Origin of the sequence: Allobosea sp. BE125 (assembly GCF_031456075.1) — a bacterium.
In the GTDB taxonomy this organism is placed as follows: domain Bacteria; phylum Pseudomonadota; class Alphaproteobacteria; order Rhizobiales; family Beijerinckiaceae; genus Allobosea.
Map to the genome: position 1 here is coordinate 370493 of NZ_JAVDTY010000001.1, position 18578 is coordinate 389070.

Below are 18578 nucleotides of genomic sequence, written 5' to 3' on the forward strand. Positions count from 1 at the left end.
GGGCGCCGCACCGGTATCAGGTCCACAGCCGAACCCAGCGCTTTCTCCGTATCGGAGAACCTGTGTGCCAACCCCTATGTTCGTTGAGTTGGCCGGGTTATTGCGGTCTACACTATAGTGCCCTTCGATGATGCCCCGCGACCGAAAAGGGCAGGGATTCTTCAGGCGAAAACGAGAGGTTATCCTTGGCCCAGAACCCAGCCGACAGCATCCGCCGCACCGTGCCGCAGAGGACGCTTGGGCAACAGGTTTATGGGCAATTGCAGGCAACCATCCTGAACGGGCATCTGCTGCCCGGAACGAAGCTCACCCTGCGCGGCCTGGCGACATCCCTGAACACCAGCATCCAACCGGTTCGCGAGGCCGTCGTCCGGCTTGCGGCGGACGGCGCGCTTCACGCGACCCCCAACCGCTCCATCCTGGTGCCGGTCCTGACCCGCGCCGAGCTCGACGATCTGCACTCGGCCCGGGTCCTGGTGGAAGGGGAGGCGGCGGCGCGCTTTGCCGAACGCGCCTCCGAGGAGGACGTCGCGATCCTGTCGCGGATCAACGAGGAGCTTCGCCTTGCCTACGACAGCTCGGATGTCGTGAAGATCGTCACCTGCATCCAGTCCTGGGGTCTGCGGATCGCGCAGGGGTCATCGTCGGGCGTGTTGCAATCGGCGATCTTCACATTGCGGCTGCGTTTGGGGCCGCATCTCGCCGAGGCCATGTCCGCGCCGGCCGCGCCCGATCCCGACTTCCTGCATTTCACGGTCCATATCAACCACGAGATGGTCCTGGCCTTTCGGGATCGCGATCCGGTCAGGGCTCGCGACCTGCGGCGCGCCGACATCCTCACCTTCCAGCGCGATCTGTATCAAAGGCTCGGGCTCACGCATCGCGCGCTGGTTGCCGGCTAGTTCAAGCACTGGAATGGTGCTGCAGGCTTGCTTTGCGCGCTGCGGCTACCCGGCCGGCATGTCCTTCAGCACCTGATCCAGCGCCCGCGTCAGCCGCTCGAACAATTCGCCGATTTCTTCGATGGTGATGATCAGCGGCGGCGAGAGCACGAGGCAGTTCGCCAACGGCCGGACGATGATGCCGGCCTCCAAGCCGGCCTGATAGACCTGCGCCGGCAATCCGCCGATCCGCAGCGAGGCCGGGACGGTTTCGCCGTCGCCGGGTTGCTTCAATTGCACCGCGCCGAGGAGCCCAAAACAGCGCGTCTCGGCGACGAGCGGATGATCCTGCAGCGCGGTAAGGCCACGCGCCCAGGCCGGCATGACGTCGCGCACATGCGCGACGAGATTGCGCCGCTCATAGATCTCGATCGTCTTCAGGGCCACGGCCGCAGCCACAGGGTGGGCATGATAGGTGCCGCCATGGGCAAACCAGCCCTTCTCGGTGCTGCCGCGCTCCAGCCGGTCGTAGAAATCGCCCGACATCAGGATCGCCGAGATCGGCTGATAGGCGCTCGACAGCGCTTTTGACGAGGTCATGCAGTCGGGTTTGATGTCCAGCGTCTGGGTGCCCCAGAACTGCCCGGTCCGTCCGAACCCGGTCACGACCTCGTCGGCGACCAGCAGGATGCCGTAGGCGTCGAGCACCGCCTTCATCTTGGCGAAGTAGCCGGCGGGCGGAGCATACATGCCGGCGGATACGGAAACCGGCTCGGCGAAGAAGGCGGCGACCGTTTCCGGGCCGGCCTGCTCGATGACCGATCTGAGCTCGGCGGCAAGGCGATCGCCATAAGCCGCCTCGCTCTCGCCCGGCTCGGCGCCGCCCGGCCAATTGGGATGGCTGACATAAAGGCATTCATCCGTCGGCACCGCGAAGGAGCGATGCAGGTCGGAGCCGCCGCCGAGCGCCGTCAACTGGATCGTGCTGCCGTGATAGCTCGACCAACGGCTGATGATCTTGCGCCGCCTCGGCTCGCCGGAGAAGCCGTTTGCGTACCAGATGAACTTGATCAGATGATCATTCGCCTCGGAGCCGGTGGTGGCGAAGGTGACATGGGTTTGCGGCATCGGGGAGAGGGCGGCGAGTTTCTCGGCCAGCTCCATGACGGCGGGAACCGTGCGGTCGATCGCCGAGGGATAGATCGGCAAGGCGCGCATTTGCGCGATGGCGGCTTCGATCAGCTCCTCGTCGCTATAGCCCAGCGCGACGCAGTAGAACGACGAGACCGCCTCGATGTAGTCGCGCCCACGCTCGTCGAAGACCCTGATGCCGCGGCCGCCCGTCAGGACCAGCGGCCGCTCCGAGCGCAGCCGCTTGAGGTCGCTGAAGCCGAGCATCAAGGTGTCATTGCGGTAGTTCAGCTTGGTCGAGGCCATATCGCTCTCCTGCCGGCTTGCGCATAATCCGTGATGGGTGAATTGATGCAGCTTGGATTGCCACTGATAGTGTGATCACATCATGCCGTCTGTCGATTGTCGAGAGATTGGAGCGAAAAGCTCATGCGCTGCAAGCTTGGTCATATTGCTCAATTTTGCAGCTCAAAATGCTGAAAATGGCTGCGCCCGATAATGGCTCGACCTTGACGCTGGCGGCGATATCTCGCCTGATGTGATCACATATCTTGCTTTCGGCGCGGGTGCAGATCGCGATACGGAGAGTGACGATGGAAACTGCGACAACCCGGGACGTCGATTGGTCGAAGGGCGCTGCCTATCTCGACGGGGCCTATATGCCGGTCTCCGAGGCCAAGCTCTCGATCACTGATTGGGGCTATCGCCGCTCGGATGTGACCTATGACGTCGTCAGCGTCTGGGGTGGCGCGTTCTTTCGGCTCGACGATCACCTAGCCCGCTTCCGCGCCTCGATCGGAGCCATGCGCTTCACCCCGCAGGAGAGCGACGCGGACATCCGCGCGATCCTGCACGAGCTCGTACGACTGTCGGGCCTGCGCGAGGCCTATGTGGCGATGGACTGCATGCGTGGGAGGCCGAGCCCCGAGCAGCGCTATCATCCGGTCAATGCGCGCAGTTATCTCGCGGCCTTCGCCATTCCTTATGTCTGGCAGATGAAGCCCGATGTCATCGCGCGCGGCGCGCATATGATCATCGCCTCGACGCCGCGCATTCCCGATATCTGCCTCGACGCCCGCATCAAGAATTTCCACTGGGCGGATATGACGGCGGCGATGTTCGAGGCCGAGGAGAAGGGCGCCGACAACCCGATCCTGCTCGATCTCGACGGCAACGTCACCGAAGGCCCCGGCTACAACATCTTCTGCATCACGGACGGCAAGGTCGCGACTGCCGATCGCAACGTGCTGCACGGAATCAGCCGGCTGAGCGCGATCGATCTTTGCACCGAGCTGGGGCTGCCCTGCGAGGCGAGGGCGGTGCCGGTCGAGGAGTTTCGCCAGGCCGACGAGATCTTCGCCACGAGCACTGCAGGCGGCATCATTCCCGTGACCAGGCTCGATGGGCGCATTCTCGGCAATGACCGCCCGGGCCCGATCTCGGAGCGGCTGCGCGAGGCTTATTGGGCGAAACGGCATGAAGGCTGGCATGCCGAACCGATCGATTACAGTGCCGCCAGCTGAGCAGATTCCGGAAAAATGTCCCACGGCTTTCCGACAAGAATCTGCGACAAATCAAAGACCTAAGCAGAACATTCGTTGGCGTGCCAAGGAGTGTCTGCTTAGAGCGTTCTCGAGCGAAGTGATACCGGTTCGCATGAGGAAAACGCGTTAAAACAAGGACCCAGAGCAATCGAGCGATCCAGCTGGATCGGACATTGCTCTGGTTTTGGGGCGAGAGCCCCGCGTCGCCTTCGATTTTGTCTTTTGTCTCAGGCAGGGAGTAATCGGGTCATGACGAGCTTGCGGAAACTGGCTTATGCGGCGGCGCTCGCCGCTTGCGGACTAGGTGCGGCGGGCCTCCCCGCCGAAGCCCAGGTCAAGAGTGCGACGCTGGACGCGGTGAAGAAGCGCGGCGAGCTGAATTGCGGCGTGGATACCGGCATTCCCGGCTTCGCCTTCCAGGACTCGACCGGCAAATGGAAAGGGCTCGACGTCGCCTATTGCCGCGCCATCGCCGCAGCGGTGCTGGGCGATGCCGAGAAGGTCAAATATGTCGGTGTGACCACCAAGGTCCGCTTCACCGTGCTGCAATCGGGCGAGATCGATGTCCTGATCCGCGACAGCACGCTGACCTTCACGCGTGACACGCAGCTCAACCTCTCGCCCATCGCGGTGAATTTCTACGCCGGCCAGGCCTTCATGGTGAAGAAGAGCCTGAAGGTCGCCTCCGCCAAGGAGCTGAACGGCGCGACCATCTGCATGCTCACGGGCGCCACGCTCGAGCTCAACATCGCCGATTATGGCGCCGCCAACGGCATCAAGATCAATTCCCTGCTGTTCGACAAGCCGGAGGAGGCCTTCGCGGCGGCGGAGGCGGGGCGCTGCGATGGCTATTCCGACGATTCCGGCAGCGTCGCTGCGGCGCGCTCGACCATGAAGGTGCCCGACGACTGGATGATCCTGCCCGAGATCATCTCCAAGGAGCCGCTCGGCATCTTCGCCCGCGAAGGCGACGAGAAATGGGGCGATATCCTGAAATGGACGCATATGATCCTGCTGACGGCCGAGGAGATGGGCGTCACCAAGGCCAATGCCGATCAGATCAAGGCGAGCAAGCCGGTCGATCCCTTCATGCAGCGCCTGCTCGGCATCGACGAGGATTTCGGCAAGCCATTGGGCCTCGACGGCGAGTGGTCCTTACGCATCATCAAGGCGGTGGGGAATTATGGCGAGATCTATGACGAGTATTTCGGCCCCAAGGCGCTCGGCCTGCCGCGTGGAACCAATAATCTCTGGACCAAGGGCGGGCTTCAATATGCCCTGCCGCTGCGCTGATGGCCTTGGCTGACACCGCGGTCCTGATCGCGCGACAGCCAGCCCCGAGACAGCAAAGGCGCGGTTCTTTCCGCGCCTTTGCCTGGCAAGGCCTCTTCCTGTGCGCGCTCGCTCTCTTCGCATGGTTCATCATCGCCAACGCGTCGGATAATCTGGCGGCGCGGAACATGAATTTCGGCTTCGCTTTCCTGTCCCAGCGGACCGGTTTCGACATCCCCTTCCACGTCGTGCCCTGGTCGACGGCCGATAGCTATGGCCGAGCCTTGTGGGTCTGCCTGCTCAACACACTGCTCGCCGCGGCGATCGGCATCGTCCTGGGCTCGCTGCTGGGTTTCCTGCTCGGCGTGATGCGCCTCTCGGCAAACTGGCTGGCGCGCAGCCTGTCGCTGGCGATCATCGAGATCGTGCGCAACACTCCGCAATTGCTGCAGATCATCTTCTGGTATGTGGTGATGATCCAGGCGCTGCCGCCGCCGCGCAACGGCCTGGCCCTGCCGGGCGGCATGATCCTCAGCGTCCGCGGCCTGAACATGCCCAGTATCGAGATGGGCACTGCCGGCCTGTGGCCGTTCCTGCTGCTGGTGGCTGCCCTGTGCCTCGTCCCCGTGTTCAGGGGGCTGCGTCGCCGGCATCGCGCCTTCGGCTGGGCCGCGCCGTTCCTGCCCGCTCTCGCGCTTGTGGTCGTCCTGCTGTCGGTCGACCATCTCGATTACCCGACGCTGCGCGGCTTCAACTATGTCGGGGGCGTCGTGGTGCCGCCGGAATTGATCGCGCTGGTCGGCGGGCTGTCGCTCTACATGTCGGCCTTCGTCGCCGAGATCGTGCGCGCCTCGCTCCAGGGCATCGCCAAAGGCCAGCGCGAAGCGGCATCCGCGCTTGGCCTGTCCGGGGCGCAGGCGCTGTTCCTGGTCATCCTGCCGCAGGCATTGCGGGTGATGATCCCGCAATTGACGAACCAGTATCTCAACCTGACCAAGAGCACTTCGCTCGGCGCGGCGATCGCCTATCCGGAGCTGGTCCAGATCTATGCCGGCACGGTGCTCAACCAGACCGGGCGGGCGCTGGAAACGATGTTCCTGGTGATGATCATCTTCCTCGGCATCAACCTCGTCATTTCCGGTTTCATGGCCTGGTACAATGCCCATGTCGCGATCGTGGAGCGCTGATCGCGATGGCGCCGACGCATGTCTGGGTCAAACGGAACCTGTTTCCCTCGCTGTCCAGCGGCTTGCTGACGCTGGTTCTGGCCGGCGTGATCATTGTGCTGGTCAAAGCGATCTTCAACTGGGCGGTGACGGATGCGACGATCTCCGGCACCACGCGTGCCGCCTGCGATGCCGGCGGCGCCTGCTGGACCTTCATCAAGGTCAGGTTCGACCTGTTCTTCTATGGCCGCTATCCCTCGCCGGAGCGCTGGCGGGTCGATCTCGCCTTGGCTCTGGTCGTCGGCACCACGGCGGCGACGCTCATCGCGCCGCCGCGCTGGCAGGGATGGCTCGCGCTGATCCTGCTCGGCGTCGTGCCCGCGGTGGCCGGCATCCTGCTGGTCGGCGGGCTGTTCGGACTTGCCTACATCGCCACCAATCTCTGGGGTGGCTTGATGCTGAACGTCCTGCTCACCGCGGTGGCTGGCGGTGGCGGCTTCATTCTCGGCGTCTTCCTGGCGCTCGGCCGCCGCTCGAAATATCCGGTCATCCGCCTGTTCTCGATGCTGTTCATCGAGTTGTGGCGCGGCGTGCCGTTGCTGACCGTGCTCTTCATGGCGATGCTGCTGGTGCCGCTGTTCATGCCCAATGGCGCGACGATCGACAATCTGCTGCGCGCGATGCTGGCGCTGACGCTGTTCACGGCGGCCTATATGGCGGAAATCGTGCGCGGCGGCCTGCAGGCGATCCCGCGCGGCCAGGCGGAGGCCGCGACCGCACTTGGCCTTCGGCCTTGGGCGATCCAGTCCTTCATCGTCATGCCCCAGGCGCTCAGGCTGGTCATTCCCGGCCTCGTCAACACGGTGATCGACCTGTTCAAGGACACCACGCTCGTCAGCATCGTCGGCCTGTTCGACCTTCTCGCCGTGATCACTCAGGCCCAGAAGGACCAGGCCTGGCTCGGCATGGCGCGGGAGGGCTATGCCTTCGCGGTGGTGGTGTTCTTCCTGTGCTGCTTCGGGATGTCGCTGTTCAGCCGCCGCCTCGAGCATCGCCTGAACCGCCATCTGCGTTATTGAGTGATCGCGCGGCAATGCCAGCAAAGTTCGCCTGAGCGCCTGCCACGCCCTGCCGTCGCCCCGCGATCTTGCTCAGGGGCGATCCAGCACTTCGGCGACCAGCGAGCCGAATTTCTTTGTGCCGAGCTTGCCGTCGAGGTCGGGCGTACGGGAGGCCGGATCCGTCAGGACGGTGTCGATGGCGGCGTCGATGGCGCGGAAGGCCGCCTCGAACTGCGGCAGGCCGCGCGTCTCGCCGAGCCATTGCAGCAGCATGCCGCAGGACAGCATCATCGAGACCGGATTGGCCTTGTCCTGATTCTGGATGTCGGGCGCCGAGCCGTGCTGGGCCTGAGCGCAGCAATGGCTGTCACTCGCCATCATCGAGCCGGCGAGGCCGAGGCTGCCCGACAATTCGCTCGCCAGATCCGAGATGATGTCGCCATAGAAATTCGTCGCGCAGATCACGTCGAAGCGCTCGGGATTGCGCACGAGATGCGCCGTCGAGGCGTCGATCAGCAGGTCGTCCAGGGCAACCTCGGGAAAGTCGGCGGCAACCTTCCTGACTTCACGCAGGAAGAGCCCGTCGGTCTGGTGGAAGCTGTTGACCTTGTGGACGGCTGTGACCTTCTTCCGGCGCTTCATCGCCAATTCGAAGGCGCGGCGCGCGATGCGGTTCGAGCAATGGGCGGTGATCTTGCGCAGCGAGATCGCCATATCGGGCGAGGGCATCAGCTCGGCCCAGCCCAGATGCATGTTACGGTCGGGATAGAAGCCCTCCGTCGCCTCGCGCATGATGACGAGGTCCATCGTCTTGCCCGGCTTCATATTGGATGGAATGAATGACCGGGTGCGCGCCGGGCGGACATTGGCGTAGAGGTCGAGGCCGATCCGGAAACCGGCGGAGACGTTGCGTCCACCCTTTTCCGGCGCAGGGTAGTCGGCATGCGACTGGGTTCCGAGGATCACGCCATCATAATCGTGCCGAGCCTTCTCCAGGATGCTGTCACGCAGCGTGGTGCCGTGCTTTTCCAGGCTGGCGAAGCCGACCTCGTCATAGTCGAAGGCAAGGTCGAGGCCGAACCGCGTGCTGGCGGCTTCCAGCACCTGCATGGAGGCGGAGATGATCTCGGGACCGATGCCATCGCAGGGCAGGACGAGCAGCTTCATGAGGATTCTCCGGCACGCCGCGTTCCGTCACTGCGACACGAGGCGAATTTGTAGATTTGGTTATTGCATCTATTAAATCCAAATTAGCGTCAAGGGCGACCGCCCGAAATCATTGCTGCCGGCTGGGTGCGTTTGCACGATAGGTCGTTTCGCCATTTAGAAGCTCTTGATGAGATCAAGCCCATGTCCAACAGTCCCCTCGCGCTCCGCATCGCCGGCGATATCGTTGCCCGCATCAATTCGGGCGACCTCTCCGCGGGATCGCATCTGGCGACCGAGGCGCTTGCCAGGCAGTATCAGGTCTCCCGCTCGCCGGTCCGCGAGGCGCTGAGCGTGCTGGCCGGTGACGGCGTCATCGAGAGCCGGCCAAATCGCGGCTTCTATGTTCGCTCCGATATCGATCTGGCGGGCTTGGCCAAGCCGGCGCTGGCAGTCAGGGCGGCCGATGCCGACCCCTATTTCACCTTCGCCGAGGACTGGCTGAACGACCGGATCGAAGGCGAGCTCACCGAGCAGGCCGTGAGGGACAGGTACAAGCTCACGCGCTCCCAGGCCCAGGATCTCTTCGTGCGCGCGGTCCAGGAAGGCTGGGCCGAGCCCAAGCCCGGATATGGCTGGCGCTTGCGGCCGGTCGCCAAGACATCGGAGGCCTTCGAGCAGATCTATCGCTTTCGGGCGGTGATCGAGCCAGCGGCGATCATGGAGCCGACCTTCCGCTTCGACAGGGCAGCTGCCGCCCCTTTGCGGAGGGTTCAGGAGAAGCTGGCGCGGGGGCAGATCGGCGGGCTGACGCCCGAGGCGATGCGGAGCGCCGGCGCGGGCTTCCATGAGGAGCTGATCAGGATGGCGGGGAATCCGATGTTCCTGTTCGCACTGGAGCGCGCCAACCAATTCCGGCGCCTCATCGAGTACCGCTTGAAGGTCGATCCCCAGCGGATCGTCGCGCAGAGCATCGAGCATGTTCAGATCCTGGATCTGCTCGAGCGCGGCGACAATCTGGAGGCGGCGCATGTCATGCGCCGGCATCTGAACGGCGCGCTGGCGGTCAAATCGCCGGTCGTTCAAGCCGAGTTCGCGCCTGCGCCAAGGGGTTAGGGCGCCGCAGCCGGGATCATCTGCGTGCGTTTGGTTTTATAGATTGATAAAACCAATATTCTGAGTTAGCATCCTTGCAAGAAAAAGATCTTGGGAGGACGCTATGATCACACGCAGACATGTCGTTGCGGGCGCTGGTGCGCTCACCGCTGCAGCCATGGCCGGCAATCGTCCTGCCCTCGCGCAAGGCATTCCGGCGGGCTATTCGGCCGACTACAAGGATCTGGTCGACAAGGCGGTGAAGGAGGGTGCGGTCTCCATCTACACATCGACGGACGATGTGCAGGGCCGGCCGCTGATCGAAGCCTTCCGGGCCGCGTTCCCCGGCATCCGGGTCGACTATAACGACCTTGGAACGAACGGCGCCTATAACCGCGTCATCTCGGAAGCGGCCGCCAAGCAGGTCGGCTCGGACATCGTCTGGACCTCGGCGATGGACCTGCAGATGGTGCTGGTCTCGAAGGGGCAGGCGGAAACCTACAAATCGCCCGAGGCCGCCCAACTGCCGGCCTGGGCCAATTTCAACGACCAGCTTTACGCGACCTCGGTCGAGCCGGTCGCGATCATGTACAACAAGAGCATGCTGGGGGCGCTCAAGCCGCCCCAGACGCGCGCCGAGCTCATCGCCTTCCTGCAAACCAACAAGGAAACGCTGAAGGGCAAGGTCGCCTCGTTCGATCCGGAGAAGAGCGGCTCCGGTTTCCTGTTCTTCAACAACGACGCCCGCACCACCACCGACACCTGGGAACTCGTAAAGGCGTTCGGCGGAACGGACCCCAAGGTCTATGGCAGCTCGGGTGCGATGCGCGAGAAGATCGCCTCGGGCGAGCACTGGATCGCCTTCAACCTGATCGGCTCCTATGCGATCGAATGGGCCAAGAAAAACAGCAATCTCGGCGTCGTCCTGCCGCCCGACCATGCGGCGGCGTTCTCGCGGGTCGCCAATATCTCGAAGGGTGCGCCCCATCCCGCCGCGGCGCGCGTCTTCCTCGACTTCCTGCTGTCCCAGCGCGGACAGACGGCGATGGCCGGCAGCGGCGCGCCGTCGATCCGCACCGATGTCAGCGAAGGCCTCAACATCGCCAAGCTCAATGAGATGGCCGGCGGCAAGCTGAAGCCGATCCCCGTTTCGGCTGCGCTGCTGGAAGCATCCGATCCAAAAACGCGCGCCGAGTTCTTCCAGAAATGGAAGCAGGCGCTGCGCGGCTGACGCCGACAGCTCGAAAGCATCGCCATGTCGCTTGCCAACGACGCGCCGCGTTTCAGGGCGGGAGTCATTCTCGCCCTGTTCGCGATGGTGGCAGCGCCCGCGCTGCTCGTGATCTATCAAAGCGTCCTCGACGCGCCCTTCTTCGACGACAATGTCCGCTTCAGCCTTGATGCCTTCCGCTTCGTCCTGACCGATCCCGAGTTCTATCGGGCGCTCTGGACGACGACGCTCTACGCCTTCGGCATGGTGGTGGTCGCGGTTCCGCTCGGCGGGCTGCTCGCCTTCCTGATCACGCGGACGGATCTGAAGGGGCGAAAATGGCTCGAGCCGCTCGTGCTCGTGCCGATGTTCCTGTCGTCGATCGTCCTGGCCTTCGGCTACACCGTCTCGGTCGGGCCTTCGGGCTTCGTCACCATCGCCTTCAAGAGCCTCTTCGGCGCGGCGCCCTGGAGCATCTACACGCTGCCGGGCATCATCCTGATCGGTGGCCTGAGCCACGTACCGACGGTCTATCTCTATGTGGCCTCGGCGATGCGCCGCCTGCCATCCGACCTTGAGGAGGCGGCGCGCACCGCGGGCGCCGGAATCTGGCGGGTCTCGCTCGACGTCACCTTGCCGATGGTCCTGCCGGCATTGGTCTTCAGCGCTGCGCTCAACCTGCTGCTGGGCTTCGAGACCTTCGGCATTCCGCTGGTGCTGGGTGACCCCAACGGCATCCTCGTGCTGACCACCTATATCTACAAGGTCAACACCATCTTCGGTGCGCCGACCTATCAGGTCATGGCGGCGGTCACGGTCTTCCTGATCCTGATCACGCTGCCGCTTGTCTTCATCCAGCGCCGCTTGCTGCGCCATGCCCGGCGCTTCGCCGCCGTCGGCGGCAAGGGAGCGAGAACCAATCTGCTGCGGCTGGGCAGCACCGGCCAGGCCGTCGCGCTGGGACTGATCGGGTTGTGGCTCCTGGTCTCGGTCTTCTTTCCGGTGGGAGGCATCGTGCTGCGCGCCTTCGTCGAGAACTGGGGCGAGGGCGTCAGGCTGACCGAGCAATTGACGCTCGCCAATTTCAAGGCGGTCTTCGAGATCCCGAGCCTGTCGCGCGGCATCCTCAATACGATCCTGCTCGCCGGGGTCGGCGGCGCCATCGCGGTCGCCTTCTACCTGCTGGTCGGGCTCGCGGGGCATCGCAACCGCGGCAGAAGCGGAACCTTGCTGGACTATTCCGTGCTGATCCCGCGCGCGCTGCCCGGCCTGATCGTCGGCCTGACCTTCTTCTGGCTGTTCCTGTTCGTGCCCTTCCTGATCCCGCTCAGGGCGACGCTGATCAGTCTCCTGATCGCCTACATCATCGTCGGGCTGTCCTATGGCCTGCGGATCATCCAGTCGACGCTGCTGCAGGTCGCGCCGGAACTCGAGGAATCGGCGCGCATCACCGGCGCTTCGATCTACCGGAGCTGGCGCGACGTGGTCATTCCGCTGGTCAAGCCCGGCCTCGCCGGCGCCTGGGCGATGATCATGATCGTGTTCCTGCGCGAATACGCCACCGGCGTCTATCTGATGTCGTCGGGCACCGAGGTCATCGGCTCGCTGATGGTGTCGCTGCTGACCTCGGGCGCGATGGACCAGATCGCCGCCCTGTCCTTCATCTCCATCGCATTGACGGCTGTTGGCCTGACACTCGCCCTGCGGCTGGGAGCGAAACTCCATGACTGAAACGATCACATGACTGAGTCGATCACATGACTGAACTCGTCGTCGAAAACGTCGAAAAATGGCTGGGTGGCCTCAAGATCCTGTCCGGCGCCTGCTTCACCGCCGAGAAGGGCCGGATCGTCGCCTTGCTCGGTGCATCCGGCAGCGGCAAGACCACGCTGCTGCGCTGTATCGCCGGGCTCGAACAGCCCGAAATCGGCAGGATCGTCATCGGCGGCAAGACCGTGCTCGATGGCGAGGCCGGCATCGCATTGCCGCCCGAGGCCCGCGAGATCGGCCTCGTCTTCCAGTCCTATGCGCTCTGGCCGCATCGGACGGTGTTCGAGAACGTCGCCTATGGGCTTCGGCTTCGCAAGCGGCCGGCGGCCGAGATCAAGACGCGGGTCGAGACGATCCTCGACAAGCTCGGCCTGGCGCATCTGGCGGCGCGCTATCCCGACCAGCTCTCGGGCGGCCAGCAGCAACGCGTCGCGATCTGCCGCGCGCTCGTCTACGAGCCCAAAGTCCTGCTGCTGGACGAGCCGCTCTCGAATCTCGACGCCAAGCTGCGCGAGGAGGCACGGTTCTGGATCCGCAAGCTGATCCTCGAATTGGGGATCTGCGCCATCATGGTCACGCATGACCAAGGCGAGGCGCTGGCGATCGCCGACCATGTCCTGCTGCTCAAGGGCGGCAGCATCGTCCAGGACGGCACGCCAATCCAGATCTATGGCCAGCCGACAAGCTTCTACGCGGCCGATTTCATGGGGACCAACAACGTGTTGTCGGGCGCCTATGAAGCGCAAGCCGATGGCGGTGTGGTCATTCGTTGCGAGGGCTGGAGCCTGCCCGGGATCTGGCGCGACGCCGAGCCGCCGCGCGATGCCTCTGACATCCGTGCCGTCGTCCGGGTCGAAACCATCATGGTCTCATCCGAGCCAACCGCGACGAGCCAGCCGCTGGATGTAGAGGGCTGCATCTATCTCGGCGACAAATGGGAGTACCGGCTGAGGCGCGGCAGTGTTCGGCTGCGCGCGCAGGGCGCGTCGGAGCTGTCGTCGCTTGTGGCGCATTGCACCGTGCAGCCGGCTTCGACCTGGCTGTTCAACCCGTGACCGGAGCCCGCTGACATGAGCACCGGTCCTCGCATCGTCTTGATCCACGCGACGCCGGTCGCGATCGAGCCCATCCTTCAGGCTTTCAAGGAGCTCTGGCCCGAAGCCGAGCCGGTCAGCGTCCTCGACGATTCCCTCTCCGTCGACAGGGCCAAGACGAGCGACATCACGCCCGCCATCAACCAGCGCATCATCGCCCTGGCCGAGTACGGCTATTCGCTCGGCGCCAAGGCGATCCTGTTTACCTGCTCGGCCTTCGGTCCCGCGATCGAGGCGGCGGGCCGCGCGGTTCCGGTTCCGGTTCTCAAACCGAACGAGGCGATGTTCGAGGAGGCGCTCGGACAAGGCGAGAAGCTCGGCATGGTCGCCACCTTCGGCCCCTCGATCGCGACGATGGAGGCCGAGTTCGCGGAGGAGGCAAGGCGCCTCAGGCCCGGGGCCAGGCTCGCCACACGGCTGGCTACCGAGGCGATGGCGGCGCTGCGCGCGGGCGATGCCGAGACCCACAACGCCCTGGTGGCGCGGGAGGCCAAGGCCTTCGGGCCGGTCGATGCGCTGATGCTGGCGCATTTCTCGACAGCGCGCGCGCTCAGGGCCTGCCGCGAGGCGACATCCGTGCCGGTGCTGTCCTCGCCGGAGGCTGCCGTCCGCAAGGTCCGAAAAATGGTCGGGGGCGTGAGCGCCGAACAAAGGCCAAAAAGGGAGGAACACAGATGACGCTATTCGGGAGGAGTTGCCTCGGCCTGACCGCGATGCTCGGCGCAGCGGTGTTGCTGTCGGCTGGCGCGCGGGCCCAGACGTTCCCGGAGCGGCCGATCACCATGATCGTCCCTTTCGCCGCGGGTGGCGCGGCTGACACGACAGGGCGCATTCTCGCCGAGGCCCTGGGGCGCGTGCTGGGCAAGAGCGTGGTGGTCGAGAATATCGGCGGGGCGGGCGGAGCGATCGGCGGCTCCCGGGTCAAGAGTGCGGCGCCCGATGGCTATACCATCGGTCTTGGCCATACCGGCACGCTTGCTGCTGCGGTGACCGTCAACCCGAAGCTGCCCTATGATCCGAAATCGGATTTCGCCTATCTCGGCCTCGTCGCCTCGACGCCGAACATCGTCTTCTTCCGCAATGATCTGCCCGCAGTGAATCTGAAGGAGTTCATCGCTCTGGCGAAGCAGAAGCAGGGCGCCTTGATGATGGGGCATTCCGGCAATGGCGCGGCTTCGCACATCACCTGCCTGATGTTCTTCGGGCTCATCGATGTGAAGCCGACCTATGTGCCCTATCGCGGCTTCGGCCAGACGATCAACGACATCATCGGTGGCAAGATCGACGGCTCCTGCGATCTCGTCGCCTCCGTCAGCGGCCAGGTCCAGTCGCAATCGGTGAAGGCCTTCGCGGTTGCGGCCAAAACGCGGGCCGAGACCCTGCCGGATGTGCCGACCTCCGAGGAGGCCGGCCTGCCGGAGTTCCAGGCTGAGACCTGGACGGGGCTGTTCGTGCCGAAGACGACGCCGAAGCCCGTGCTCGATATCCTGCAGGGCGCGGTCGCCAAGGCCCTGGACGATCCGGAGGTCGCAAAGCGGCTCGGCACGATCGGGGCGCGGGCGCCGCGACCTGACGAACGCGGCGGCCCCGCCATGCAAGCGCTGGTGGCGAGCGAGGTCGATCGCTGGGCCGCGATCCTCCACAAGGCAGGCTTCAAGCCGGACTAAGATGATGCAAGCCGATCAATCAACCTCGGGGGCAGCCCGGCGTCGTCGCTTCGAAGTCGATGGGCGTTCCTACGCCTGCATCGATCTTCGGCATGCTCTGGGGGCCGATCTCCTGCGCCTGCCGCATGTGCTGCGCATCCTGCTCGAGAACGCGCTGAGGAATTCAGCCGGCGAGGCGCAGCACCTCGTTCCCGCCTTCAAAGCCTGGCTGTCGGCGCGCACCAGCGTCGCCGAAATCCCGTTCCTGCCGAACCGATTGATGATGCATGACACGACCTGCGGGCCGGCGCTGGTCGATATCGCCGCGATGCGGGATGTGCTGGCCGAGCATGGCCGCGATCCCGATTTGCTGATGCCGCGCATCGGGGTGGACGTCTCGACCGACCACTCCTCCGGCGTCGATTTCCACGCCCGTCCCGACGCGCTCCAGCTCAATCTGGAGAAGGAGTTCGAGCGCAACGCCGAGCGCTATCGCCTGATGAAATGGGCTTCGGCGGCGATGCCCAGGATCCATGTACACCCCCCGGGTTCCGGCATCATGCACACGATCAACCTCGAACGGCTTTCCAGGCTGGTCGTGACAACGCAGGAGGCGGACGGGCTCCTGGCCTATCCCGATACGCTGCTCGGTACCGACAGCCACACGCCCATGGTCAATGGGCTGGGCGTCCTGGGCTGGGGCGTCGGCGGGCTGGAGGCAGAGGGCGCACTCTTCGGCGTTCCGGTGATCCTGAGGATCCCCGAAGTCGTCGGCGTTCGCTTGACCGGGCGATTGCGCGAGGGCGTGACAGCGACCGATCTCGCTTTGACGGTGACGGAACGCCTGCGCAAGCTCGGAGTCTCCGGCTCCTTCGTCGAGTTCTTCGGTCCCGGCGTCTCGACCTTGGCCGTCGGCGAGCGGGCTGCCGTTGCCAATATGGCGCCGGAATATGGCGCTTCGACCGGCTATTTCCCGATCGACGAGGCGAGCTGCAGCTATCTTCGCGGCGTCGGCAGGGGCGAGGCCGAGCTGAACCTCATTCGCGGCTTCGCGAGGGCGGCGGATCTCTGGTTCGACCCTGATGCGGAGCCCGATTTCACCCGTGGTCTCGATATCGCGCTCGACCGGATCGAACCCAGCGTCGCGGGGCCGCGGCGCCCGCAGGACCGTCTTCCCGCAGGCGCGACCGCGGCCGCGTTCATGCCTGCGCTCGAACCTGCCTCCACGGTGCAGCTTCCTGATGGGGCCGTGGTGATCGCCGCGATCACGAGCTGCACCAACACCTCCGATCCGCGTTTGATCGTCGCCGCCGGCTTGCTCGCCCGCAAGGCGAGGGCGCTGGGGCTGAAGACGCCGGCCTGGGTCAAGACCTCGCTGGCGCCGGGTTCGCCGACCGCCGAGAGGATGTTGCGACGCGCCGGTCTCATGGCCGATCTCGAGGCTATGGGCTTCGGCATCGTCGGCTATGGCTGCACGACCTGCATCGGCAATTCCGGCGCGTTGCTTCCCCAGGTCCAGCAGGCCTTGAGCGCCAAGGATTTCCGCCCGGTCGCGGTCCTGTCCGGCAATCGCAACTTCCCCGGCCGCGTGCATCCCGATCTGGAATACGGCTTCCTGGCCTCGCCCCCGCTCGTCGTCGCCTTCGCGCTGGCGGGCACGGTCAATATCGACATCATGCAAGACCCTGTCGGCGTGACGTCGGAGGGAGCGGAGATTCGCCTGTCCGCGCTCTGGCCGAGCGGCGCGGAAATCGACGCGGCGCTCGCTTTGGGCGCTGACCGGCGCGACTACGACGCCGCCTATGGCGAGGCGGCGGTCCGGCCGCTCTGGCTCGACCTACAGGCGCCGACGGGGCCGCGCTTCCCATGGGACAAGCGTTCGACCTATCTGCGCCGCCCACCCTTCGTGCGCGCTTCCGGGGCATCACCGCCCCGGGGGCCAGCGCGGCCGCTGCTCGTCTTGGGCGACGACATCACGACCGATCATATTTCGCCGGCGAACCAGATCCGCGGCGACAGCCCGGCCGGCCGCTACATCGTCGCGGCAGGCGGGGATCCGGGGAACCTGAATGTCTTCGCCTCGCGGCGGGGCAATTTCGAGGTCATGCTGCGCGGCGCCTTCAGCAACCGCCTAGTGGTGAACCAGCTCCTGCCGGCAGCGCCGGCCGGGCTGACGCGCCACATGCCGTCAGGCGAGATCGTCAGCCTGACTGATGCGGCCGAGCGCTACCGGTTGGAGGGCGTGCCGCTCGTCGTCGTCGCGGGCGAGCGCTATGGCATGGGCTCCTCGCGCGACTGGGCGGCCAAGGCCGCCGCCTTGCTTGGCGTCCGTGCGATCATCGCTGCGAGCATCGAGCGGATCCATCGCTCCAACCTGATCGGCATGGGCATCCTGCCGCTGCTGCTGCCTGCGGGCCTTCACCCCTCCGCGCTTGGTATCGCAACTGGCGATCGCTTCCAGCTCGACTGGGATTTCGACAGGCTTTCGCCCCGCTGCGAGGTCGTGGTTTCGATCCTGCGGGAGGAGGGCGGCATCGAGACGCTTGCGCTCACGGCCGCCATCGAGACGTCGCTCGAAGTCGAGTTGCTCAAGGCCGGCGGCATCATCCCGCATGTGCTGAGCGGCTTGCTCGACCAACAAGACCTGCTCGCCCAAACGGACGACGCACGCAAAGGTGCCGCATGACGATAGCGCTCGAGCCCTTGCCGCAAGGCAGCTGCGACTGTCATGTCCATCTCTTCGGCCCGGCCGGGCGATACCCGTTCGCTTCCGAACGCGTCTACACGCCCGGCGATGCCGACGAGGGCGAGCTCCGCGCGCTGCATGCGCGGCTCGGCATCTCCCGCGTGGTCCTGGTGCAGCCCAGCCCCTACGGAACCGATAATCGGCGGATGCTCGCCGGGCTCGACCATCTCGGCAGCACAGCGCGAGGCGTGGCGGTCATCGGCCTCGGCACGCCGCGCGACGAGCTCGATCGTCTCCATGCGCAAGGTGTCCGGGGCGTGCGCGTCAACATCGCAACCCATGGGATGGATGATCCCGAGGAAGCCTGGCGGCTGATCCATGGGCAGGCGCAACAGGTCGCCCGGCTTGGCTGGCATGTCCAGATCCTGGCCCGCCTTGACGTCATTGATGCCCTGGCGGCGCGCCTGATAGAGCTGGAGACGCGCGTGGTGATAGACCATTTCGGGCTGCCCGATCTGGCGCTCGGTCCCGCACAGCCCGGCTTCTCAGCTGTCCTTCGCCTGGCGGGGTCGGGCAAGGCGACGATCAAGATCTCGGCGATCCAGCGGCTTGCGGGGCGGGGGCGTCTTGCTCGCGCCATCCCCTTCATCAAGGCTTTGTCGGCCGAGAACCTGGAGGCGCTGGTCTGGGGGTCCGACTGGCCGCATACGGGTGGCGGGCGCGGCGTGGGGCGGGCCGCGACCGAGATCGAGCCATTCGAGACGATGGACGATGCCGATGCCTTGTCCTGCCTGACGGAAGCCATTTCGGATCCGGCCCGGCGTCATGCCATTCTCGTCGACAATCCCGCGGCGCTTTACGGCTTCTGACAGGAGC

At 65.1% G+C, this 18578-nt stretch carries 15 protein-coding genes; 13 read left to right on the plus strand and 2 right to left on the minus strand.

The genetic code is table 11. The features are described from left to right. The first annotated feature begins 185 nt into the window (after positions 1–185). Positions 186–902 (plus strand): GntR family transcriptional regulator, encoded by a 717-nt coding sequence (locus tag J2Y55_RS01710; RefSeq protein WP_310147006.1) that lies wholly within the window; start codon positions 186–188, stop codon positions 900–902. Positions 903–947: 45 nt separating this feature from the next. Here the strand turns inward: J2Y55_RS01710 and J2Y55_RS01715 are convergent, their stop codons facing one another. Next, complete coding sequence (locus J2Y55_RS01715) at positions 948–2318, minus strand: aminotransferase family protein (RefSeq protein WP_310147008.1); 1371 nt, start codon at positions 2316–2318, stop codon at positions 948–950. Between the two features lie 287 nt (positions 2319–2605). Between J2Y55_RS01715 and J2Y55_RS01720 the strand changes: the two genes are divergently transcribed. The 4 genes from J2Y55_RS01720 (at position 2606) to J2Y55_RS01735 (ending at position 7073) form a co-directional block, all read left to right on the plus strand. Beyond that, positions 2606–3535: an aminotransferase class IV gene (locus tag J2Y55_RS01720; protein WP_310147010.1), complete on the plus strand. Its 930-nt coding sequence runs from the start codon at positions 2606–2608 to the stop codon at positions 3533–3535. 288 nt (positions 3536–3823) lie between these two features. Continuing rightward, positions 3824–4849, plus strand: coding sequence for an amino acid ABC transporter substrate-binding protein (locus tag J2Y55_RS01725; protein ID WP_404978816.1), 1026 nt, complete (start codon positions 3824–3826; stop codon positions 4847–4849). Between the two features lie 167 nt (positions 4850–5016). Continuing rightward, positions 5017–6015 carry an amino acid ABC transporter permease gene (locus J2Y55_RS01730; RefSeq protein WP_310147015.1) on the plus strand — a complete coding sequence of 333 codons (999 nt, stop codon included), beginning with the start codon at positions 5017–5019 and terminating at the stop codon, positions 6013–6015. 5 nt (positions 6016–6020) lie between these two features. Further along, positions 6021–7073, plus strand: coding sequence for an amino acid ABC transporter permease (locus J2Y55_RS01735; RefSeq protein ID WP_310147017.1), 1053 nt, complete (start codon positions 6021–6023; stop codon positions 7071–7073). Between the two features lie 72 nt (positions 7074–7145). On the opposite strand, the gene J2Y55_RS01740 is transcribed toward J2Y55_RS01735, so the two are convergent. Next, a complete protein-coding gene (locus J2Y55_RS01740) occupies positions 7146–8222 on the minus strand; it encodes an isocitrate/isopropylmalate dehydrogenase family protein (protein WP_310147019.1) in 1077 nt (358 codons plus the stop codon). 183 nt (positions 8223–8405) lie between these two features. On the opposite strand from J2Y55_RS01740, the gene J2Y55_RS01745 reads away from it, so the two are divergent. The 8 genes from J2Y55_RS01745 (at position 8406) to J2Y55_RS01780 (ending at position 18571) form a co-directional block, all read left to right on the plus strand. After that, positions 8406–9317 carry a GntR family transcriptional regulator gene (locus tag J2Y55_RS01745; protein WP_310147021.1) on the plus strand — a complete coding sequence of 304 codons (912 nt, stop codon included), beginning with the start codon at positions 8406–8408 and terminating at the stop codon, positions 9315–9317. A 103-nt stretch (positions 9318–9420) separates the two neighbouring features. Continuing rightward, a complete protein-coding gene (locus tag J2Y55_RS01750; protein WP_310147023.1) occupies positions 9421–10527 on the plus strand; it encodes an ABC transporter substrate-binding protein in 1107 nt (368 codons plus the stop codon). 24 nt (positions 10528–10551) lie between these two features. Continuing rightward, on the plus strand, positions 10552–12237 hold the full coding sequence (locus J2Y55_RS01755; protein ID WP_310147025.1) for an ABC transporter permease: 1686 nt from the start codon (positions 10552–10554) through the stop codon (positions 12235–12237). A gap of 26 nt (positions 12238–12263) precedes the next feature. Continuing rightward, positions 12264–13331: an ABC transporter ATP-binding protein gene (locus J2Y55_RS01760; protein WP_310147027.1), complete on the plus strand. Its 1068-nt coding sequence runs from the start codon at positions 12264–12266 to the stop codon at positions 13329–13331. 15 nt (positions 13332–13346) lie between these two features. Continuing rightward, complete coding sequence (locus J2Y55_RS01765) at positions 13347–14048, plus strand: aspartate/glutamate racemase family protein (protein WP_310147029.1); 702 nt, start codon at positions 13347–13349, stop codon at positions 14046–14048. Continuing rightward, complete coding sequence (locus J2Y55_RS01770; protein ID WP_310147031.1) at positions 14045–15037, plus strand: Bug family tripartite tricarboxylate transporter substrate binding protein; 993 nt, start codon at positions 14045–14047, stop codon at positions 15035–15037. The genes J2Y55_RS01765 and J2Y55_RS01770 overlap by 4 nt, the downstream gene beginning before the upstream one ends. A gap of 4 nt (positions 15038–15041) precedes the next feature. Beyond that, a complete protein-coding gene (acnA, locus tag J2Y55_RS01775) occupies positions 15042–17702 on the plus strand; it encodes an aconitate hydratase AcnA (protein ID WP_310147033.1) in 2661 nt (886 codons plus the stop codon). Next, the gene (locus J2Y55_RS01780; protein ID WP_310147036.1) at positions 17699–18571 is read left to right on the plus strand and encodes an amidohydrolase family protein; all 873 of its coding nucleotides are present in this window, start codon (positions 17699–17701) and stop codon (positions 18569–18571) included. Before acnA ends, J2Y55_RS01780 begins: the two co-directional genes overlap by 4 nt. Positions 18572–18578: the final 7 nt, after the last annotated feature.

What these genes read in the sequence shown, in the direction of transcription:
- J2Y55_RS01745 (WP_310147021.1), top strand. Translation starts at nt 8,406, where the DNA reads ATGTCCAACAGTCCCCTCGCGCTCCGCATCGCCGGCGATATCGTTGCC.
- J2Y55_RS01780 (WP_310147036.1), top strand. Translation starts at nt 17,699, where the DNA reads ATGACGATAGCGCTCGAGCCCTTGCCGCAAGGCAGCTGCGACTGTCAT.
- J2Y55_RS01730 (WP_310147015.1), top strand. Translation starts at nt 5,017, where the DNA reads ATGAATTTCGGCTTCGCTTTCCTGTCCCAGCGGACCGGTTTCGACATC.
- J2Y55_RS01770 (WP_310147031.1), top strand. Translation starts at nt 14,045, where the DNA reads ATGACGCTATTCGGGAGGAGTTGCCTCGGCCTGACCGCGATGCTCGGC.
- J2Y55_RS01765 (WP_310147029.1), top strand. Translation starts at nt 13,347, where the DNA reads ATGAGCACCGGTCCTCGCATCGTCTTGATCCACGCGACGCCGGTCGCG.
- J2Y55_RS01760 (WP_310147027.1), top strand. Translation starts at nt 12,264, where the DNA reads ATGACTGAACTCGTCGTCGAAAACGTCGAAAAATGGCTGGGTGGCCTC.
- J2Y55_RS01715 (WP_310147008.1), bottom strand. Translation starts at nt 2,318, where the DNA reads ATGGCCTCGACCAAGCTGAACTACCGCAATGACACCTTGATGCTCGGC.
- J2Y55_RS01735 (WP_310147017.1), top strand. Translation starts at nt 6,021, where the DNA reads ATGGCGCCGACGCATGTCTGGGTCAAACGGAACCTGTTTCCCTCGCTG.
- J2Y55_RS01720 (WP_310147010.1), top strand. Translation starts at nt 2,606, where the DNA reads ATGGAAACTGCGACAACCCGGGACGTCGATTGGTCGAAGGGCGCTGCC.
- J2Y55_RS01750 (WP_310147023.1), top strand. Translation starts at nt 9,421, where the DNA reads ATGATCACACGCAGACATGTCGTTGCGGGCGCTGGTGCGCTCACCGCT.
- J2Y55_RS01740 (WP_310147019.1), bottom strand. Translation starts at nt 8,222, where the DNA reads ATGAAGCTGCTCGTCCTGCCCTGCGATGGCATCGGTCCCGAGATCATC.
- J2Y55_RS01755 (WP_310147025.1), top strand. Translation starts at nt 10,552, where the DNA reads ATGTCGCTTGCCAACGACGCGCCGCGTTTCAGGGCGGGAGTCATTCTC.
- acnA (WP_310147033.1), top strand. Translation starts at nt 15,042, where the DNA reads ATGCAAGCCGATCAATCAACCTCGGGGGCAGCCCGGCGTCGTCGCTTC.